General features: G+C 67.8%; 18 protein-coding genes. 15 read left to right on the top strand and 3 right to left on the bottom strand.

The window, feature by feature from the left end:
• Window positions 1-49 precede the first annotated feature (49 nt).
• The 8 genes from C8263_RS00940 to C8263_RS00905 all read left to right on the top strand — a co-directional run bounded on the left by C8263_RS00940 (window position 50) and on the right by C8263_RS00905 (window position 7,567).
• Entirely contained in the window at window positions 50-502 is a 453-nt protein-coding gene (locus C8263_RS00940) for a DUF4395 domain-containing protein (RefSeq protein WP_107136215.1), read from the top strand.
• Window positions 503-520: 18 nt separating this feature from the next.
• On the top strand, window positions 521-2,092 hold the full coding sequence (locus tag C8263_RS00935) for a nitrite/sulfite reductase (RefSeq protein ID WP_107136214.1): 1,572 nt from the start codon (window positions 521-523) through the stop codon (window positions 2,090-2,092).
• Window positions 2,089-2,640, top strand: coding sequence for an adenylyl-sulfate kinase (gene cysC / locus C8263_RS00930; protein WP_107136213.1), 552 nt, complete (start codon window positions 2,089-2,091; stop codon window positions 2,638-2,640). Before C8263_RS00935 ends, cysC begins: the two co-directional genes overlap by 4 nt.
• Before the next feature lie 29 nt (window positions 2,641-2,669).
• The gene (locus tag C8263_RS00925) at window positions 2,670-3,383 is read left to right on the top strand and encodes a phosphoadenylyl-sulfate reductase (RefSeq protein ID WP_199188273.1); all 714 of its coding nucleotides are present in this window, start codon (window positions 2,670-2,672) and stop codon (window positions 3,381-3,383) included.
• A 152-nt stretch (window positions 3,384-3,535) separates the two neighbouring features.
• Entirely contained in the window at window positions 3,536-4,705 is a 1,170-nt protein-coding gene (sat, locus tag C8263_RS00920; protein ID WP_107136211.1) for a sulfate adenylyltransferase, read from the top strand.
• A gap of 311 nt (window positions 4,706-5,016) precedes the next feature.
• A complete protein-coding gene (locus tag C8263_RS00915; RefSeq protein WP_107136210.1) occupies window positions 5,017-5,979 on the top strand; it encodes an ABC transporter substrate-binding protein in 963 nt (320 codons plus the stop codon).
• Window positions 5,980-5,987: 8 nt separating this feature from the next.
• Entirely contained in the window at window positions 5,988-6,821 is an 834-nt protein-coding gene (locus C8263_RS00910) for an ABC transporter permease (RefSeq protein ID WP_107136461.1), read from the top strand.
• Entirely contained in the window at window positions 6,818-7,567 is a 750-nt protein-coding gene (locus tag C8263_RS00905; protein ID WP_107136209.1) for an ABC transporter ATP-binding protein, read from the top strand. The genes C8263_RS00910 and C8263_RS00905 overlap by 4 nt, the downstream gene beginning before the upstream one ends.
• A 19-nt stretch (window positions 7,568-7,586) precedes the next feature.
• On the opposite strand, the gene C8263_RS00900 is transcribed toward C8263_RS00905, so the two are convergent.
• Both C8263_RS00900 and C8263_RS00895 read right to left on the bottom strand, forming a co-directional pair.
• A complete protein-coding gene (locus C8263_RS00900; protein WP_107136208.1) occupies window positions 7,587-8,225 on the bottom strand; it encodes a hypothetical protein in 639 nt (212 codons plus the stop codon).
• A gap of 353 nt (window positions 8,226-8,578) precedes the next feature.
• On the bottom strand, window positions 8,579-9,985 hold the full coding sequence (locus tag C8263_RS00895; protein ID WP_107136207.1) for an MATE family efflux transporter: 1,407 nt from the start codon (window positions 9,983-9,985) through the stop codon (window positions 8,579-8,581).
• Window positions 9,986-10,154: 169 nt separating this feature from the next.
• Here C8263_RS00895 and lysS point away from each other — a divergent pair, with 169 nt between their 5' ends.
• From lysS to C8263_RS00860, 7 genes are all read left to right on the top strand, one after another.
• On the top strand, window positions 10,155-11,333 hold the full coding sequence (gene lysS, locus C8263_RS00890) for a homocitrate synthase (RefSeq protein WP_107136206.1): 1,179 nt from the start codon (window positions 10,155-10,157) through the stop codon (window positions 11,331-11,333).
• Between the two features lie 93 nt (window positions 11,334-11,426).
• Window positions 11,427-12,275 carry a PhzF family phenazine biosynthesis protein gene (locus C8263_RS00885; protein WP_233218561.1) on the top strand — a complete coding sequence of 283 codons (849 nt, stop codon included), beginning with the start codon at window positions 11,427-11,429 and terminating at the stop codon, window positions 12,273-12,275.
• A 133-nt stretch (window positions 12,276-12,408) separates the two neighbouring features.
• Window positions 12,409-13,440 carry a dual-specificity RNA methyltransferase RlmN gene (rlmN, locus tag C8263_RS00880; RefSeq protein ID WP_107136205.1) on the top strand — a complete coding sequence of 344 codons (1,032 nt, stop codon included), beginning with the start codon at window positions 12,409-12,411 and terminating at the stop codon, window positions 13,438-13,440.
• A 77-nt stretch (window positions 13,441-13,517) separates the two neighbouring features.
• A complete protein-coding gene (locus C8263_RS00875) occupies window positions 13,518-15,131 on the top strand; it encodes a tetratricopeptide repeat protein (protein WP_107136204.1) in 1,614 nt (537 codons plus the stop codon).
• Window positions 15,128-16,249 (top strand): SPOR domain-containing protein, encoded by a 1,122-nt coding sequence (locus tag C8263_RS00870; protein WP_146160540.1) that lies wholly within the window; start codon window positions 15,128-15,130, stop codon window positions 16,247-16,249. Before C8263_RS00875 ends, C8263_RS00870 begins: the two co-directional genes overlap by 4 nt.
• A gap of 1 nt (window position 16,250) precedes the next feature.
• A complete protein-coding gene (locus C8263_RS00865; protein WP_107136202.1) occupies window positions 16,251-16,949 on the top strand; it encodes a redox-sensing transcriptional repressor Rex in 699 nt (232 codons plus the stop codon).
• Window positions 16,946-18,856, top strand: a complete 1,911-nt coding sequence (locus C8263_RS00860; protein ID WP_107136201.1) for a hypothetical protein — start codon at window positions 16,946-16,948, stop codon at window positions 18,854-18,856. Before C8263_RS00865 ends, C8263_RS00860 begins: the two co-directional genes overlap by 4 nt.
• Window positions 18,857-18,949: 93 nt before the next feature.
• On the opposite strand, the gene C8263_RS00855 is transcribed toward C8263_RS00860, so the two are convergent.
• A complete protein-coding gene (locus C8263_RS00855; RefSeq protein WP_107136459.1) occupies window positions 18,950-19,426 on the bottom strand; it encodes a peroxiredoxin in 477 nt (158 codons plus the stop codon).
• Between the last annotated feature and the right edge of the window lie 222 nt (window positions 19,427-19,648).

The following is a 19,648-nucleotide window of genomic DNA, read 5'->3' as shown; positions in this document are numbered from 1 at the left end:
TGAATTGTTGACTTGTTTTGTCGTCCATAAAGGTTTACCTTTTTTGTCAATGATTGCTCCGTCCTCCCCCACCCGGCCCGCGCACACGGATCTCAGTGCCCTGAAGTTCAACCAGGTCACGGTGATTGGGGTGACCCTGCTGGCGCTGGCCCTGCGAATGCCGGGGCTGGCGCTGGTGCTGGGCGCGGCCATGCTGCTGGGGGCCGTGCGCCCAGACCTCTCGCCCCTGCGCGCCGCCTACCAGACGCTGGGGCCGTGGCTGCGCCTGAAGCCCGACGTGGTGGCCGAGGACCCGCGCGCCCACCACTTTGCCCAGGGCGTGGGCGGCACGTTTGTGCTGGGCAGCGCGGCGCTGTCCCTGGCCGGTCTCTGGCTGGCCGCTACAGTGCTGGGCGTGACCGTGGTCGCCCTGGCGCTGCTGAACCTCTCCCAGAAAATCTGCGTGGGCTGCCTGATGTATTTCCAGTACCGCCGCCTGCGTTTCGCCCTCCTGCACCGCTGAGCCCCCAAGGACCCTGCCATGGCTGACATTGAAGCGCTGAAAAAAGAACTGCCCCCGTTCCAGATTTTCGACCTGATTCCGCAGTACGCCGCGCAGGGGTTCATTGACCCCGAGCGCATTGACCTGCTCAAGTGGGCGGGTGTCTACCCGCAGCGCCCGCAGGAAGACGGCTACCTGATGATGCGGGTGCGCGTGCCCGCCGCCGAGTTCTCCAGCGCCACCCTGCGCGAGGTGGCCAATATTGCCGAGGAATACGGGCGCGGCTTTCTGGACGTGACCGACCGGCAGGCCTTTCAGTTTCACTGGCTGACCATTGACAAGATTCCGGCGATTTTTGACCGGCTCTCTCCGCTGGGTCTGCACCCCAGAGGCGCGTGCGGCGACACCGTGCGCGCGGTGATCGCCTCGCCGCTGGCTGGGCTGGACGCCCGCGAGATCATGGACGTGCGGCCCCTGGCCCACGCCATGGAAGGCACCCTGACCGGCAACCCCGACTTTCAGGACCTGCCGCGCAAGTTCAAGATGAGCCTGACGGCCACCCCCGAACTGGAAGGCATTCACCTCATCAACGACATCGGTTTTCTGGCGCACCGGGTCAATGGTGAAGTGGGCTTTGACGTGTGGGTGGGCGGCGGCCTGGGTGCCGTGGCGCACCTTGCGAGGCGCCTGGGCGTGTTCATTCGCCCCGAGGAGGTGGTGGAGGTGGGACAGGCCATCACGGCCGCCTACCGCGACCACGGCTACCGCCAGAACCGCAAGAAGAGCCGCCTGAAGTACCTGATCAAGGACCTGGGCGTGGAAAGGTTCCGCGAGATCGTGGAAACCGAGTACCTGGGCCGCCAGTTGCCCGACGGCCCCCCCGCCCCCGTGGCCCGCTTTGGCGGCAACGACGTGCTGGGCGTGAACCCGCAGGCCGACGGCTTGAACTACGTGGTGGTGGCCACCACCGTGGGCCGCATCAACCCCGACAAGGCGCGCGCCCTTTCAGATCTGGCGGACCGCTATGGCCAGGGCGTACTGCGCACCACCGCCTTTCAGAACATGGTGATTCCGCACGTACGCAGCGAGGACGTGGCGGCCCTGAGTGAGGCCCTGGCCGCGCTGGACCTCGCGCCCAAGACCACCATCCGGGGCACCACCATCGCCTGCACGGGCCGGGAGTTCTGCCGGCTGGCCCTCACCGAGACCAAGGCGCGCACCGCTGATCTGGTGGAACACCTCGAACCCCTGACCCTGGCGCTGGACGTGCCCTTCACCATCAACCTCACGGGCTGCAGCAACGCCTGCACGCGCTATCAGGTGGCGGACCTGGGCTTCATGGGCGCCAACCGCACCGACAAGGACGGCACCATTCACGAGGTCTACAACGTGCATCTGGCCGGCAGCATCGGGCAGGCGCAGCGCACCGGCACGAAACTGAAAGGGGCGGTGCCTGCCGAGGCGCTCAGCGCCTACACCGAGGCGGTGCTGGCCGACTTCCAGGCCGGCAAGCAGCCCGGCGAGAGCTTCGTGGAATACGCCGACCGCGTGGGACACGAGCGCTTTACCCCCGACGCGGTGCTGGCTGCGCGCGAGCTGGTGCCGGCATGAGCGCCGCCGTGCAGGCCCGCCCGGCGGCCCCAGGGGCCGGGACAGGCCGCGTGGTGTGGCTGACCGGCCTGAGCGGCGCGGGCAAGAGTACCCTGGCAAGCGCCCTGCACGCCGAACTGCGGTCGCGCGGCGTACCCACCGAGCTGCTGGACGGCGACGCGGTGCGCGAGAACCTGAGCAAGGGCCTGGGCTTTTCGCGTGCCGACCGGGACACCAATGTGCGGCGCATCGCCTTTGTGGCTGGCCTGCTGGCCAAGCACGGCGTGACGGTGCTTGTCAGCGCCATCAGCCCCTATGCCGACACCCGCCGCGAGGTGCTGGCCGGGCTGCCGGGCGCCCTGGAAGTGTTCGTGGATGCGCCCCTGGAAGTGGTCACGGCCCGGGACGTGAAGGGGCTGTACCTCAGGGCCCTGGCCGGCGAGATTCCGCACTTTACCGGCGTGAGCGATCCCTACGAGGCCCCCCAGCAGCCGGACCTGCACCTGCGCACCGACCAGATCAGCGTGGAGGAGGGTGTGGCGCGGCTGCTGGGGGCGCTGGAGCTGTGACGGCGGTGGAGGTCAGTGGCGGCTGGCGGGTGGCTGATGGCCCGGCGGGTGCGGAGCCGGCCGCGTCCCGCCAGCCACCCGCCCCTTTTTCCCCCACCACCGAGCCGCTGGAGATTATCCGCTGGGCGCTGGACACCTACCCGGACCTGCTGATGCCCAGCGCCTTCAACCTGAACGGAGTGGTGCTGCTGGACCTCGCCGCACAAGCGGGTTACCGGGGCGAGGTGGCGTTTGTGGACACCGGGTTTCACTTTCCCGAAACGCTGGCCACGCGCGACCGGCTGGCAGCGCGCTACCCGCAGCTGACCTTTGTCACGCTGAACGCGGGCGCCCACCCGGACGACGGGCAGACCGGGCCCACGCTGTACGCCAGCGACCCGGACGCCTGCTGCGCGGCGCGCAAGGTGGCCCCGCTGCAGGCGTACCTGCGCCAGAAGGCCCCCCCAGCGCTGCTGAACGCCCGCAGCCGCGACCAGGCCGCCACCCGCGCCGACATTCCCTTTGTGGAAGAAGGCGCGCGGGTGAAGATCAACCCGCTGGCCCACTGGAACCGCCAGGAGCTGGAAGCCTACGCCCGCGCGCACGAGTTGCCGGTCAATCCGCTGTACTGGGACGGCTTTCTGAGCGTGGGCTGCTGGCCCTGCACGCGCGCCGTGCGCCCCGGCGAGGACGCCCGCGCGGGCCGCTGGGCCGGGAAAGGCAAGACCGAATGTGGCCTGTGGGCCGGGGAGGGCCGCCTGTGAGCCTTGCGCGCCTGCCGGGGCGGCGATGTTGTCGTGGCCGCACCACCGCCCCGGCCCTGGCGGCTTTTTGCCGCTCCAATAGTTGAGTCTTTTCATCCACAAGTCTGTACGACCCACGGCGCACGACCACGCCCCACAAGGATGCCCCTGCCATGACCATTCTGCTGCCCGACTCCACTGCCCTGCCTGCGCCGCTGGGCGGCACCCTGATCAGCCGCCTGCGCCGCCCCGGCCATGATTTCGACCCCGCCGAACTGGCCGGCCTGCCCCGCCTCGCGCTGGGCGAGCGTTCGCACGCTGACCTGGAACTGCTGGCCACGGGCGCCTACTCGCCCCTGCGCGGTTTTGTGAACGAGGCCGATTACCTCAGCATCCTCTCTCGCCTGCGCCTGGCCGACGGCACGCCCTGGAGCATTCCCATTACCCTGCCGGTAGCCCGCGAGGACGCCGCGCGCTACCGGGGCCGTGTGGTGCTTACCTTTGCTGGGCAGGACGTGGGCTGGATAGATGTACAGGAGGCTTACGCCGCGCGCAAGGCCCTGGAGGCCCAGGAGGTCTACCGCACCGCCGATGAGGCCCACCCTGGCGTGGCGGCCCTGTACGCGGGGGGCGACGTGTATCTGGCCGGCGAGGTGGCGCTGTTCGAGGTGCCGCGCGGCGCCTTTCCCCGCCACCACCGCACACCTGCGGAGGTGCGCGAGGTGATCGAGGCGCGCGGCTGGCGCTCCACGGTGGCCTTTCAGACGCGCAATCCCATTCACCGCGCGCACGAATACCTGCAGAAGGTGGCGCTGGAACTGGTGGACGGCCTGCTGCTGCACCCGCTGGTGGGCCGCACCAAGGGCGACGACGTGCCGGCCGAGACGCGCGTACGGGCCTACGAGGTGCTGCTGCAGGGCTACTACCCCCAGGCCAGGACCCTGCTGAGCGTGTACCCGGCCGCCATGCGCTACGCCGGCCCCCGCGAGGCGATTCTGCACGCCCTGTCGCGGCGCAACTACGGCGTCACGCATTTCATCGTGGGGCGCGACCACGCCGGCGTGGGCAATTACTACGGCACCTACGACGCCCAGGAGATCTTCAGCGCCTATGCCCCCGGGGAGCTGGGCATTCAGATTCTCAAGTTCGAGCACACTTTTTACTGCAACGCCTGCGGGCAGCTCGTCAGCCCCCGCACCTGCCCGCACGACGCCTCTCACCATCTGGTCCTGAGCGGCACCAAGGTCCGCGAGAAGCTGCGTGCCGGCGAGGCCTTGCCCAGCGAGTTCACCCGCCCCGAGGTGGCCGAGGTGCTGCGCGCCGCCTACGCCGAACCGGTCTGACCATGCCGCAGACGGATTCCGTTCTTTGCCGGAACATCCGGGAAAGAGCCGGGTGTTCCTCTTATTCCTGTCCCGGAAATCCGCCGTTTTTTCTCTTCCCTCCGCTCGGAAACAGTTCGTCATCCTTACACACTGTTCCGGAAGCCGTATCCGAGGGCGGCGCGTCTACCAGACACACCCGAGCCTCTCATGTCCCTGACGCGGTCTTAAGAAGCCCTGAAGGGCCGGGGCGCCCGGTCACACGCGCCCCGCTCTTCCCCACCGTGAAATGCAGCATCTCAGTTGTGTTGCACTGTTCCCCCGGAGGTTCCATGACCCGAATTCCCCTGGCCCTTGCCCTGACCCTCAGCCTCGCTGGCCCGCTCTCGGCCCCCGCCGCCGCCCAGGAAGCGCAGAGCGTCCGCCTGGGTTTTTTCCCGAACCTCACGCACGCGCCGGCCCTAGTGGGCCTGGAACGCGGCACCTTCCAGAAAGCATTGGGCAAGGTGAAATTAGAGCCCAAGGAATTTGTCTCGGGGACCACGCTCACCGAAGCCTTTGCCGCCGGCCAGATTGACATTGCCTATATCGGGCCGGGGCCGGCCATCAACGCCATCGGGCGCGGCATGCCGGTGCAGATCATCGCCGGGGCCAGCGAGGCGGGCGCGGTGCTGGTGGCCAGAAAGGACAGCGCCATCAGGACCTACAAGGACCTTGCAGGCAAGACCGTGGCTGTGCCCAGCCTGGGCAACACCCAGGACATCAGCCTGCGCCACATCCTGAACGAGAGTGGCCTGAAGCCCAAAACCGACGGCGGCACCGTGACCATCACGCCGGTGGCTCCAGCCGACGTGCTGGCAGCCTTTGCGGCCAAGCGGGTGGAAGCCACCCTGGTGCCTGAACCCTGGGGGGCGGTGCTCGAAGCTCAGGGCCACCGCATCATTGGCACGGAAAAAACCGTGTGGCGCGATGGCAAGTACCCCACCACAGTCGTGATCGTGAACGCCAGGTTCGCCCAGGCCAACCCGGCGCTGGTGACCGCCTTCCTGAAAGCGCACACCGACGCGGTGGCCTTTATTAACAAGAGCCCGGCTGCCGCGCAGGCCGCCGTGAACAAACAGCTGCTGGCCCTGACCGGCGCCCGGATTGATCCGCGCGTGCTGCAGCGCGCCTTTGCCCGCACCCGCTTTACCACGGCGCTGGACCCGGCGGCCCTGAAGGAATACGCCGCCCTGAACGTGGAAGCCGGCTACGCCCGCAGCGCTCCGGACCTCACACCGTTTCTTCGCAAGTGAGCCCGGAGGTGACCACGTTTGACCACGCGGGCCCGGCCCGCCCAGCGCGCGGCCCGTCGCGCTGGGTGGCCCTGGGCTGGCAACTGCTGGGCCTGCTGCTGATTCTGGCGGTGTGGTGGCTGCTCACCGATGTCCTGAAGCTTTATCCGCCCTACGTGTTCCCGGGCCCCAAGGCGGTCTGGACCGAGATCAGCTACGGCCTGTGGGGCAGCGGGCCGCAGGACGGCAAACTGCTCTCGGCCATTGGCGGCAGCCTGCGGCGGATGCTCACCGGCTACCTGATTGCCGTGGCGCTGGGGGTGCTGGTGGGTCTGCTGATGGGCGCGTGGCGGCCCCTGCGCACCACCCTGGGCGCCTACCTGACAGGCATTCAGAGCGTGCCCAGCATCGCCTTTGTGCCGTTTGCCATTCTGTTTTTTGGCCTGAACGAACGCGCCGCGCTGGCCGTGGTGATTCTGGAAGGCTTCATTCCCATGGCGCTGGCCGTGTCGGGCGCGCTACTGAACGTGCCGCCGGCCCTGCGGGTGGCGGGGCGCACGCTGGGGGCCGGGTCCCTGAGCCTGACCCTGCGGGTGCTGCTGCCGGCCTCACTGCCCAACATCCTGACCGGACTGCGCACCGCCTGGAGCTTCGCGTGGCGGGCCCTGGTGGGCGGCGAACTTCTGATCGGCGGGGTTGCCAGCCTGGGCGAGCAGCTGGAGGTGGGCCGCAACACCGCCAACGTGGCGCTGGTGCTGGCCACCATCATCATCATCGGGTTGATTGGCGGCCTGTTTGACGCCCTGCTGCGCGCCTTCGAGGGCCGAGTGCGCCGCGACTATGGCCTGGAGGTGCCACAATGACCACCACCATGAACCGCACGGTGCCGGCCGCCTCTTCCGCCCAGCGCGGCGGCGCGCCCCTGAACCTGGACAGCGTGACCTACCGCTACCACGGCCGCAAAGCCAGCGGCGCCGGCGTGGGGCCACTGAACCTGCATGTGGCGGCCGGCGAATTCCTGTGTGTGGTGGGGCCCTCGGGCAGCGGCAAAAGCACACTGCTCTCGCTGCTGGCGGGCTTCCTGCGCCCGCAGGCCGGGCAGATTACCCTGGGCGGCGAAACCATCCGGGGGCCCCACCCGCGCCTGACCCTGGTGCAGCAGGAACCGGCCCTGTTCCCGTGGCTGACTGTGGCCGGGAATGTGGCCTTTGGCCTGCGCGCGGGCCCCCGCGCCGAGCGCCAGAGCCGCGTGGCCGACGCCCTGCGGCAGGTGGGCCTGGCGGGCTACGAGGGCCGGCGCCCCCACGAACTCTCGGGCGGGCAGCGCCAGCGGGTGGCCCTGGCCCGCGCCCTGGTCACGCGCCCGGGCCTGCTGCTGCTGGACGAGCCCTTCAGCGCGCTGGACCACGCCACCCGCACCACCCTGGCCGACGAACTGCTGACCCTGTGGCGACAGTCCGGCGTAACGGTGGTGTTCGTGACCCACCAGCTGGACGAGGCCCTGCACCTGGGCCAGCGGATTGTGGCGCTGCGGGAGGGCGAGGTGGCGCTGGACGCTCCAGCCAGCCAGACCAGCGTCAGGGATTTGCAGAGCCTGTTGCGGGTGTAGAGGCCGGAGTCGCTGCCCATCAAGGCCCGCCTCTCCGGCGGGCTTTCAGCTGCTCCGACAGCGCTGTCCGTCCGGAACGTGCTTCAAAGGCACACAGGGACGATGTGAGGCTCAGGTCAGCGTTCGTCGTCTGGGTGCCCCAGCAGAGGTGACCTGCATACTCTTTGCCCTGCCCGAAAGCCAGCAGGGCCAGCAGGGCCTGAACGTGGCTCAGTCCTTCGGGTGTGGTGTCGTCCGCCTGGGCCAGCTGTGCGGGTAGGGTCTGCGCCAGACCGGCCAGGGCCTGTTTGTACTTCAGGATCACTTCCGCTGACACGGCCAGTGGGGCCGGGCAGGTATTCCCTTCGGTCCTGGAACACTCAATCAGGGTCAACAGGACGTACAGTTCGCCGTGATACAGCGCTGGAAAGCGGCGGATCATCTCGCACCAGACCGGCACGGCCACCAGCGTCGCCGGGTAGATCGTGCCCTGATGCCAGATCTGACTCCAGACCCGTTCATACAGGGGAATCTGGTCTTCCGGGAAATATCCGCTCCGAGCCGAAAAGCCGTACTCGCCGGGTCCGACCTGAAGGGTGGCCAGCAGCCACTCTTCCAGCCGGGCATCGCCGTAACACGACTGTTTCAGCAGAAGCTGCTCTTCGGGCGTGAACTTCACCGCCTGAGCGTACCGGGTGCCGGGGTGGGCCCGCCCCTCATACGAACTCGGATTGAATCGCTTTTGTCAGCGATTCAATCCGAGCAGAGCGAGCAGGAGCAAAACGGGTTCCGGACGTGGAGTCGGCAAATCGGCTCTGTTCCGATTTGTCGGCGGAAGAGACGGAATCCGTATGATACGGACTGCCGTCCATTTCCGTAACATCCGGGAAAGAGCCGGATGTTCCCCGCCTTCGGCGCTGTTCCAGCCCAATTCCCGGAAATCCGTATTTTTCCTTCTCTGCTCCGCAGCTCTTCGAGTCCCTCTGGTCGGAAAAATTCCGTAACACGTTACGGAATTTTTCGGAATCCGTATCAGTGTGCGGCCACGGCCTCTTTCCCCACCTGCTCCTGCGCCAGCCGTTCCCAGTTCACCCGGCGCAGGCGCCACTCGAAAATGGCCACCTTCACCAGTTCCTCGGCGCTGCGGCCCAGGAACACCCCCCACACGCCCAGTGGCGTGTACAGGCCCAGCCACACGGCCAGCGGCAGGCCCACCACAAAGGCCCCCACCACATCGCCCAGAATCACGCCCCGGCCATCGGCGGCGCCCGGCAGCACGCCGCCGCCGATAATCATGTTGCGCACCTTGGCCACCTGAGTCACGGCGCTGATCAGGATGCCGAACAGGACAATGTGATGCACCTCGGCGCCCACGCGGGGAAACAGGGGCGGCACCAGCAGGGCGCTCAGGGCAAACAGCAATCCAAAGCCGGCGCCCGTCAGCAGCCCTGCGCGGCCAATGCGGCCCAGCCACAGGCGCGCCCCGGCTGCGTCGCCGGCCCCCAGGGCGCGGCTGGTGAACACGGTGGCGGCGCTCATCAGGCCAAACGAGCCCACGATAAAGATGCCTTCGAGCGTGCCCACAATCTGGCTGGCGGCCAGCGCCTCAGTGCCCACCCGGGCAAACACGGCGGCGTACAGAAAGCCCCCCAGGCTCCAGGCAAATTCGGTAAAGGCCAGCGGCGCACTGATGCTCAGCAGCGGCCCCGTGATGGTGCGCCACGCCGTGCGGGCGGGTAAGGCCAGCGCCGCCAGCTGCCGGGGCCCGTATATCTGATAGGCCAGCAGCGCCACTTTCAGCACGTTGGCCACCACCAGCGCCCACGCCGCGCCCACCACGCCCATTGTGGGCAGGGGCCCCACGCCGAACACCAGGCCGTACGCCACCAGACTTTCCACGATGACGGTGATGACGGTGGCCACCAGCGGTGTGCGGGCGTGCCCCAGCGAGCGCAGGGCGCCGCTGAAAATCCAGGCGAGGCTGCCGGGAATCAGGGCCAGCATGGCCACCTGCATATAGGGCGTGGCGCTCAGGGTCACGGCCTCTTCCCCGCCGGCCAGCCGCAGCAGTGGCCTCGCCAGCAGCACCACGGGGACCGTCAGCGCCAGCGCCAGCAGGGCGCCGGTCAACACGCTGACCGTCAGCGTCTGGTTCACCCCGGGGCGGTCCCCGGCGCCCCAGCGGCGGGCCACCAGAATGCTGGTGCTGCTGCCCAGCGCCCCCAGCGTTACAAAGAACAGAAAGCTGAGGCTGCCCGCCAGCCCCACCGCCGCCACCGCCACGGCCCCCAGCGCGCCCACGATAATCTGGTTCACGAAGGTCAGCAGCAGCTGAATCACCATTTCCAGGCTGACCGGCACCGCCAGGTCCGCGATCTGCCGCGCCGGACTCTTGATCGATTCAGATGGGGTTGCATTCGGGGCCACGCCAACAGACATGCCGACCACCTTACACGGCCGCCGCCGCAGACCGGTCAGCCAAATGGCACAGTGGGGCGCGGTGGGCCCACCGCAGCAAGGCGGCTTAGCGTTTGAAAATTATTAGACTGATTTTCTTGACACTTATCAGGGAAGCAGCCACAATGCCGGGAGCGAGGCCCCGACTGCCATGACACCTGATTCCAGCGCCCCTCCTGCCCCCCTCATTCCGGCCACAGGCTGGGCCATCATTGATTCCACCCTGCGCGAGGGCGAGCAGTTTGCGCGCGGCAACTTCAAGACGGGCGACAAGATAGAAATTGCCCGCGCCCTGGACGCGTTTGGCGTGGAGTTCATCGAGGTGACCACGCCCATGGTGAGTGCCCAGACCCACGCGGACATTCGCCAGCTGACCAGCCTGGGCCTGAAGGCCAAATTCCTGACCCATGTGCGCTGTCACATGGACGACGTGCAGCGCGCGGTGGACACGGGCGTGGACGGCCTGGATCTGCTGTTCGGCACGAGTTCGTTCCTGCGCGAATTCAGCCACGGCAAGAACATTGCCCAGATTATTGACGCCGCGCAGGAGGTGATCAGCTGGATCAAGACCCACCACCCGGCGCTGCAGATCCGCTTTTCCGCCGAGGACACCTTCCGCTCGGAGGAAGCGGACCTGATGGCGGTCTACCGCGCCGTGTCCGACCTGGGGGTGCACCGCGTGGGCCTGGCCGATACCGTGGGGGTGGCCACCCCCCGGCAGGTGTACACGCTGGTGCGCGAGGTGCGCAAGGTGATTCACGCGGACTGCGGCATCGAATTTCACGGCCACAACGACACCGGCTGCGCGGTGAGCAATGCCTACGAGGCGGTGGAAGCCGGGGCCACCCACATTGACACCACGATTCTGGGGATTGGCGAACGCAACGGCATCACGCCGCTGGGCGGCTTTCTGGCCCGCATGTTCACCTTTGACCCCCAGGGCCTGATGGACAAGTACAACCTGGACCTGCTGCCGGAACTGGACGCCATGATTGCGCGTATGGTGGACCTGCCGATTCCCTGGAACAACTACCTGACCGGCGAATTCGCCTACAACCACAAGGCCGGGATGCACCTGAAGGCCATCTACCTGAACCCCGGCGCCTATGAAGCCATCCCCCCCGGTGTGTTCGGCGTGGGCCGGCGCATCCAGGCGGGCAGCAAGGTGACCGGCAAGCACGCCATCGCCTACAAGGCGCGCGAACTGGGCCTGCACTACGGCGAGGACGCCCTGCGCCGGGTCACCGACCACATCAAGGCGCTGGCCGAGCAGGGCGAACTGGACGACGAGCACCTGGAGCATGTCCTGAGAGAGTGGGTCAGTGCCTGAGCAGTTGGCCTGCAGAGTGGTGTGGGTTCCCACCCAGGGCACCCGTCAAGCTCTGCGCGCCCTGCGGCCGGGCGTTTCCGCCAGAATCACCTCATGAGGCGTCCCCTGCGTTCGTTTGAAGCCCCCACACGGCTGCGCGTCTTCGCAGACTTGAAGGGCCAGGGCGGCAAGGCTGTGGCGGTGTTTCTGGCGCCCGTGGCCGACCTGCAAGCCGCCGCTGCCAGCAGTGGCGCGCCCCTGAGCGTGTTCGTGCAGGCCGCCGACCTCGCCAGCGTTCACCTGCGCGTGTTCACCCCCACCCAGGAGAAGGGCAGTTCAGATAGTGCGGCCCTGGCCGCGCTGCACGCCCGCTCTCCCCTGAGTGACCTGCTGACCGTGGTGCAGGGCGTGGGCGCAGAGGCACAGGAGCAGAGCGCGCAGCTGTGCGGCGGCGAGTGGCTGCTGCGCCAGGGTGAGGTGCTGGCCGCGCCCGTGGCAGCCGATCTGGGCCCACTGGGACTGACCGGCCTGGACGCCTGGGTGGCCAGCACCGGACGCCCCAATCTGGTGGTGGCCCTGCCTGGCCCCGCTGCACTGAACGCCTTTGTGCCAGACGATGAACGCATCGCCGCCGTGAACCGCGCCACCGGCACCACCGGTTTGGTGCTGTACGCGCCCGGGGGTCCGGGCCGCGTGGCGGTCAGCTTCCGTGCCTTTGGGCCACTGAAGGGCTTTTCCGAGGACGCCGCCAGCAGCAACATGCTCGCGTGCCTGACCGGGGTGCTGGCGGCCACCGGTCAGCTGCCCCCAGACACAAACCTGCTGCGCGCGGCCCAGTGCAAGCCCGGCCAGCCGGCCCGCCTCAGCGCCCAGTTCGCGGCCACCAGCAGCGGCACCGAAGTCTGGGTGGGGGGCCGGGTAGAACAGGCGCCGGGAAGCGGGACGCAGGCAGCGGGAAGATAAAAGGGCGCGAGGCGGAAGGTGGCCTGGAGACGGGCCGCCGGATCCTTACCTTTCCGCGCACCGCTCCCTGCCTCCCACTTTCTCCGCAGGACTTCACGGAATTCCCACCTGTGCCCACCGTACACTTGGTCACATGGAGTTTCTGCTTGACCTTCACCCCGACGCCTACCCCTTAGAGGGCTTCCGGCGACGGCAGCTCCTGGACTGGGTGTTCGGGCAGGGCGTGGGCACCTTTGAAGCCATGACCAACCTGCCCGGCCCCGTGCGCGCCGAACTGGCCGGGAAATACCACCTCAACCCCTTCAAGCTGATTGAAACCGTGCGCAGCACCGACGGCAGCGTGAAATACCTGTTTACCCTGCAAGACGGCCGCCAGATGGAAGCCGTGTACATGCCCTACCTGGACCGCAAGACCATCTGTGTCTCCACCATGGTGGGCTGCCCGGCCAAGTGCGCCTTTTGCGCCACGGGGGCCATGGGCTTTGGCCGCAACCTCACCCCGGGTGAGATCGTGGCCCAGGTGCTGGCCGTGGCGGGCGGCGAGGGCATCGCCCCGCGCGAGATTCGCAACCTCGTGTTCATGGGCATGGGCGAGGCGATGCTCAATTACGACCACACCATGCTGGCCGCGCGCATTCTGCTGCACCCCCAGGCGCTGGGCATGAGCAAGCGCCGCGTGACCCTGTCCACGGTGGGAATTGCCAGGGGCATTCGCCGCCTGGCCGCCGAGGACGATCTGGGCATCAAACTGGCGATCAGCCTGCACGCGCCGGACGAGGAGACGCGGCGCCGGATCATCCCCACTGGCCACGTGAATTCCATCGAGGAGATCATGGCGGCGGCCCGCGACTATCAGGCGGTAACCGGGCGGCGCATCACCATGGAGTACACCATGCTGCGCGGCGTCAACGATCATCCCTGGCAGGCCGAGCTGCTGGCCGAACTGCTGCGCGGCCTCGTCAGTCACGTCAACCTCATTCCCATGAACCCATGGGCGGGCTCGGGCTTTGAAAGCAGCACCGAGGAGCAGATTCAGACCTTCTACGACATTCTGGAGGCGCGCGGGGTGGACGTCAGCGTGCGGCGTTCGCGCGGGCGAGATGCGGGCGCGGCCTGCGGCCAGCTGGCCCTGAAACGGCCCCACGCGGTCACCGGCGCCGCCTGAGTTTGCCCCGCACATGAGTAAGGGTTCCGAGAGACGTTAATGCTAGGCTACGGGCGTTTTCCGCATATCAGGAGGCCATGAAGGTGACGCAACACACAAGAGCGGTTCTGCTGGGGCTCACGCTGGCTCTCGCCACGTCGGGGGGCGCCCAGACGATGATCGAGACAGTCAGCACCATCGGCGTACAGAACACCCTGCAGTCGGCGGGCACGCCGGGTGCGCAGGGGGCGCTGCAGAGCGCGCAGAATCTTCAGACCCCCGGCGCGGGTGGCCAGACTGCCCCGGCTGTGCCGGTCACCCCACTGACGGCCGAGCAGCAGGCGCAGCTGGCGCAGGCGCGCTCCGCGTTGCAGGCCGGCAGCTACGCGCAGGCGCGGGCGCTGTACGAGGGCATCATTGCCCAGAACTACACCAACCCCGAGCCGCACTTCGGGCTGGCGCTGACCCTGTTTGCCCTGAACGACGAGCGCGGCGCCACTTTCGAGTTGCAGCAGTTCCGGGCGCTGGCCCCCACGCGCTTTGAGGGGCCCTACAACCTGGGCGTGATTGCCGCGCGCGCCGGCAACCAGGAACAGGCCCTGACCCTGTTCACCGAGGCCGCGACCCTGATGAAAGACCAGGCGGGCCCGGCCGCGCAGCGCCAGGTGCTGGAAGCACTGGCCGCGCAGCAGACCCGCAAGGCCGACTTTGCCGCCCTGAGCACCACCCTGGCCGCCATTGCCGTTATTGACCCCAAGGATCTGGACGTGCAGTTCCGGCTGGCACAGGCCCGCACCCTCAGCGGCCAGGGCTCGGCGGCGCTGCCCGGCCTGTACGCCCTGATTCAGGCCGCGCCGGCCCGGGTGGACGCCGCGCTGCTGCTGGCCGACATCTATGTGGCCCAGAACCTCCCCGACCGCGCCATTCGCGAGCTGGACGCGGCCGCGGGCCGGGTACAGAACGGCGGGGACCGCTCGACCCTGCTGCTGCGCAAGGCGCGCATTCTGGCCGCCACGGGCGACACCCGCGCGGCCGTGTTTGCCGCTCGCGACGCCGGACGCGAGGACAGCCGCAACGCCGCGGCCTTTGCCCTGGAAGGCGAGCTGCGCGCCGCGCGAGGCGACCGCCCCGGCGCTCTGAGCGCCCTGCAGAATGCCGTGAAGCTGGCGCCGCAGAACGCGGCCTACCGCGCCGCCCTGGCGGGTGTGCGCCTGACCCTGAACCAGAACGTCGAGGCCGCCCGTGACGCCGCGCGGGCCCTGACCCTGCGCCCGGACGACGCCACGCTGGCCCGCGCTCTGTTTGTGCAGGGGGTGGCCGCCTACCGTCAGGGCCAGTACGCCCAAGCCCGCACGGCCCTGCGCTCCAGCCAGACGCGCGCCCCCAATGCCGACACTGCCCTGTGGCTGGGCCTTACCGCCTATGCCCAGAAGGATTACGCCGGCGCCGCCAGTGCGCTGAGTGAAAGCGTGAAACTCAACCCCACGGTTACCGCCCGCGTGAACCTCGCCAGCGCCCTGCTGGCCAGCGCCCGCTACCCCGAGGCCGAGGCGATTCTGCGCGGCCTGGTGACCGACGATCCCAAGAACGCCGAAGCGTGGTACCTGCTGGGCCTGACCCAGCGCGCCCAGGCCCGTGAAGCCGACGCCCGCACCTCGCTGCGCACTGCGGCGGCGCTGGGCAACGCCAAGGCGCAGGGGGCGCTGAAGTGAGCCGCCCGGCCCAGGGCCCGGTGCGGGGCGCACGCCGCTGGCCTGACCTCATGATCGGGGCGCTGGTGCTGGCGCTGCTGGGCGGCTTTGGTAGCGTGCTGCTGCGCGGCGGCCCGGCCCAGGCGCCCCAGAGCGCGGCCACCGCGCAGACCCCGGCCATTCCCAGCGCCCCGGGCAGCGCGGCGCCCCCGGCGACCGAAACCGCCCCCGCAGGAACAGTGACCCCACCACCCCAGACGGCAGCGGCGCCGCCCTCGCCAGGGCAGACCCCCGCCACCGAAGCCGCGCCGGCCAGTGAAGCTGCCCCAGCCGACACCACTGAGGCCCCGGTAATCGCCGCCGCCCCCATCGGCGCACCGGACCCGGCGCTGCAGGCCGCCGCCCAGCCGCCCGCTCCTGCAGGCGCGGCCACCGAAACGGGCGAAGCGGCCCAGGAACCGGCACAGGCCGCAGACCCGGCGGCGCAGACCCCAGGCCAGCAGAGTCCGGAGCAGGCAGGGGCCACGCCCCGCGCTGGCGGCGCCGTGGCCCCTGCCGAGCAGCGGGTGCCGCTGCGCAGCGATTACCGCATCAGCCTGGGCACCTTCAGCAGCGAGGACAGCGCCCGGGGGGCGGCGGCGGGCGTGAGTGCCCTGGGCTACACCGTCTACCCCATCGATCTGGGGTCGCAGGTGGTCGCGCAGCTGGGCCCCTTTGCCGATGAGGCCAGCGCCCGGCAGGCCCTGGCGGATGTGCAGCGCGCCTATCCTTCGGCCGTGCTGTATCCCCCGCGTGGCCGCAGTCTGAGCGGCGGCGCCGCCGAGACCACCCAGCCGGGTGTGGCCGCGCCGGCGGCCCCGGGCACTGCCCCGGCCCCCACTCGCAGCGAGGCGAATGTGCCGGCCCCCGCCGAAGCGGCCCCAAACGGCCCGGTGTACCTGCAGGTGGGCGCCTTTGACCGGGTGGAAAGTGCCCAGAACCTCGTGCAGCAGCTGCGCGACCTGGGCTATGCGCCCACCGTGAGCGCGCCCGAGGGCCGCAAGGTGACGGTGCTGGTGGGCCCCTACACCGGCGACGCCGTGACCCGCACCGAGGGCCGCCTGAGCGCCAACGGCCTCGACCACTTCCGGGTGCGCTGAAGTGGCGGAGATCCCCACCGCTGCCATCAGCCGTCTGGTCACGTACCTGCGCATTCTGGAACACCTGGAACTGCAGGACGTCAGCCGCACCAGCAGCAACGACCTGGCCGAGCGAGCGGGCGTGAGTGCCTTTCAGGTCCGCAAGGATCTGGCCTATTTCGGCCGCTTCGGCACGCGTGGCATGGGCTACACCGTGCCCATTCTGAAACGCGAACTGGTGCGGGTGCTGGGCCTGAACCGCTCCTGGAACGTGGTGATTGTGGGTATGGGGCGCCTGGGGCAGGCAATTGCCAATTACCCGGGCGCCAGCGATTACCAGTTTCAGTATGTGGGGCTGTTTGACGTGAGCCCCGGGGTGGTGGGCCAGCAGGTGCGCGGCCTGACGGTCGGGCACATGACCGACCTGCCGGAGTTCACCCAGCTCAACCCCGTGGATATGGGCTTTCTGGCCGTGCCGCCCGAGCGCGCCCAGGACGCGGCGCAGGCCCTGGTGGACGCCGGGGTCAAGGGCATTCTGAACTTTGCGCCCACCGTCATTCAGCCGCGCGCCGCTGAGCGCCCGGGCTTGCAAGACATCAGTGATGAGTGGCGTGGTGTGATTGTGGAGAATGTCGACTTTCTCGCCGGTATGAAGCGCCTCGCCTTCTATATTTTAAATCCCCACCTCAAAGATGCTCCTGCTCCGGAGGAACCCGCATGAAGAAAGCCGCCCTTCTAACCCTGCCCCTGCTTATTGCGTCGTGTAATCCCTCTTCTGCGCCTGGCAGTGGTTCTGTCACCGTCTCGTCCAGCAAGACCACGGTCAGCGCGGCCAACAGCCAGCTGACGGGCAGCACGACCTATACCTTCACCAACAAGGCCGGGGCACGCGAAGTCACCATCAACTCCGCCACGCTGACCTGGACGGACCCCACGTCAAACGCAGCCAGGACAGAGACGGTGAGCATTGCCGCTTTCACGCTGCCCGCTGGCCTGAGTTGCCCGGCCTCGGCCACCAACCCCAGCGCGTCGTGTCCCTTTAACGACGCCAACACCACGTTTGCCGACCGCACGGCCAGCCGCGCCATCTCGGACGCCGAACTGTTCAGCAAGCTGCTGAGTGCCAATCCCAGCGCCGCCAACCTGCCGGTGAGCGTGCAATTTAATGCCACGCAGAACGCCCTACCCTTTACTTTTAGCTCAGCAGCCCAGAGTGGGGGTGAAGGCGGCAAGCCTGCAGAGGCGGCGCCCAAACCTCAGCTCACCATCAACACCACCGGCAGCCAGCCTTACAGTGGCAACCTGAGCGTGACGGTGTCCGGCAATTTTGACGTCACCAGTAAGGTCAAGAGCTTGGTGCTGGAGGTGCGTGACAGTCGGGGCAACGTAGACAACACGACCTTCACGAGCTTAAATCCCACGACCAGCTTCAGTATTGACACCTCCAAGTATCCCGATGGCCCCCTGATTCTCCGGGCCATTGCACTGACCGACTCCGGGCTGCGCGGCGAAAGTGCGCCGCAGACGGTGCAGATCCAGAATGTCTCGGCGCCCACGGTGGCCATCCTGAGTCCAGACGCCAACTCGACCCTGACGGGCCCCGGTGTCGTTCGTGTCCAGTTCCGTCAGTCCACCACGGCCTTTACCCTGACGGCCCTGAACAGCACCAACGACGTTCGCCTGGACGTCCGCGACTTCCGTGGTCAGGTGGTCAAAACCCTGTTCGGCAAAGCCAACCGGGTGAGCGAGGGCATTCTTGAGGCCTTCATTCCCATCGACCTGATCGGCCCGGAGTTCTCCAGCAACGCCTACACCATTACCGCCTCCGCTGAAGCGCGATTGGCGGATGGCACCACCCGGTCTCTGGGGGCAACGACGCCCATCAACACCAAGGTGAATGACACCAAGCCGCCTGCCCTGAACGTGCTGATGCCGGCCTACTTCACCGATCCCTACACCAACCCAACGCGCCCTGTGCTTTCCCGCAACTCTGCCCTCATGATGCAGGGCAGCGACGATCAGGTCGTGACCAGCATGCGCCTGGACTTCACCTGCGACCAGGCCACGGCGCTGCCCACCCAGAGCTGCCCCTCGGCGCCGTACACCTTCAATATTCCCATTAACGTCCCTGGAATTATCTACCGAGTATTCCAGATTGGCGCCCTATTGGACGCGCAGCCTTTCGTACAGAACGGGAACTACACCCTGCGCGTCACGGCCTTTGACGGAAACGGCAACACCAACATCCAGGAGATGCCCGTCCGGGTGTCGCGCGCGGCGGCGGACAGCGAGATTGCCAATCTGGCGTCCCTCTCGATCGTGGACAACATTGTTTACGACACCCGCCCAGGCGAACTGAATATCGTCTCGGCACGCTGGATTGTGCCTGGCACGACCGCCAATCCCGTTCGTGTGGCCACCCTGGCTTATGACAACACCAGTGGCTCGCTGATCCCCAGCCGCCAGCGTGTTGATCCGATTCTGCCTGCCGGAACCAGCCTTCAGGTGACCCAGGGCTTCGCCGCTGAAGGGATCTACCGCATTGACTTCATTGTCGAGGACCTCGTGACCGGCGTTACGCGCTACTACGAGGGCCCGGAGATTGTCGTGAAACGCAACGCCTCGTAGGATTGAAGCACTTAGTCAGGCGCACCTTCAGTGAAGGTGCGCCTGATCCGTTGAGCCAGCGGGGATTTTTCCACCTCCCGCTGAGCGCCTCGCCTACACCTGCAGCTCTGCCTCCATCCGTTCGCGCACACGGGCCAGCACCGTCTCTGCGTCCTGGCCAGGATTCACCTCGGTCCAGTGATCGGTGATGATGCCGTCTGGGGCCACGAGGAACGTTTCCCGGCGGGGGCGGCGAACCTCTTCATCCGGCCAGGGATCATCCAGCACCCCAAACAGTGTGGTGATCTCCTGTTTGCGGTCATCCAGCAGCGGGTAATCCAGCTTGCACAGTTCCCGGAATCTGGCCTGTTCCTGCTTGGGATCACCGTTGACGCCCACAATGTCCACCCCATGCGCCTGGAACTCGGCCGCGAGCGCCTGGTAGCGCCGCGCCTGCAACTGGCAATGGGTGGTGGCGGTCTTCGGAAAGAAGAACAGCACGCGCCAGCGGCCGGGCGCCGGGGCGTAGGGTCGGCCACTGTCCTGCTGGGCCGTGAAGTCGGGCACGCGGTCGCCGGTGTGCAGAGGCATGCCCGAAAGGTACTGCACACGCCCACACATCACATTCGGATCGCCTCAAGTCGGCTTTAACGCCTTTGACCCACGCTGCAGCTGGGGGACCATCCAGCCAGCCTGATTTCGCCTCGTTGGCACCAGTGAGAAACTGGGCCCCTTAACCTCGGCCGTGATAGACGGCTCTTGGGCGCGGTCCGTCTGTTTCACCTGCCCCTCCCCCGTCTGCTGGCCACACCA

It is taken from the genome of Deinococcus arcticus (genome assembly GCF_003028415.1).
GTDB lineage: Bacteria > Deinococcota > Deinococci > Deinococcales > Deinococcaceae > Deinococcus > Deinococcus arcticus.
The sequence above is the reverse complement of the archived record's forward strand: the minus strand, read 5'-3'. Positions and strand labels throughout refer to the sequence as shown.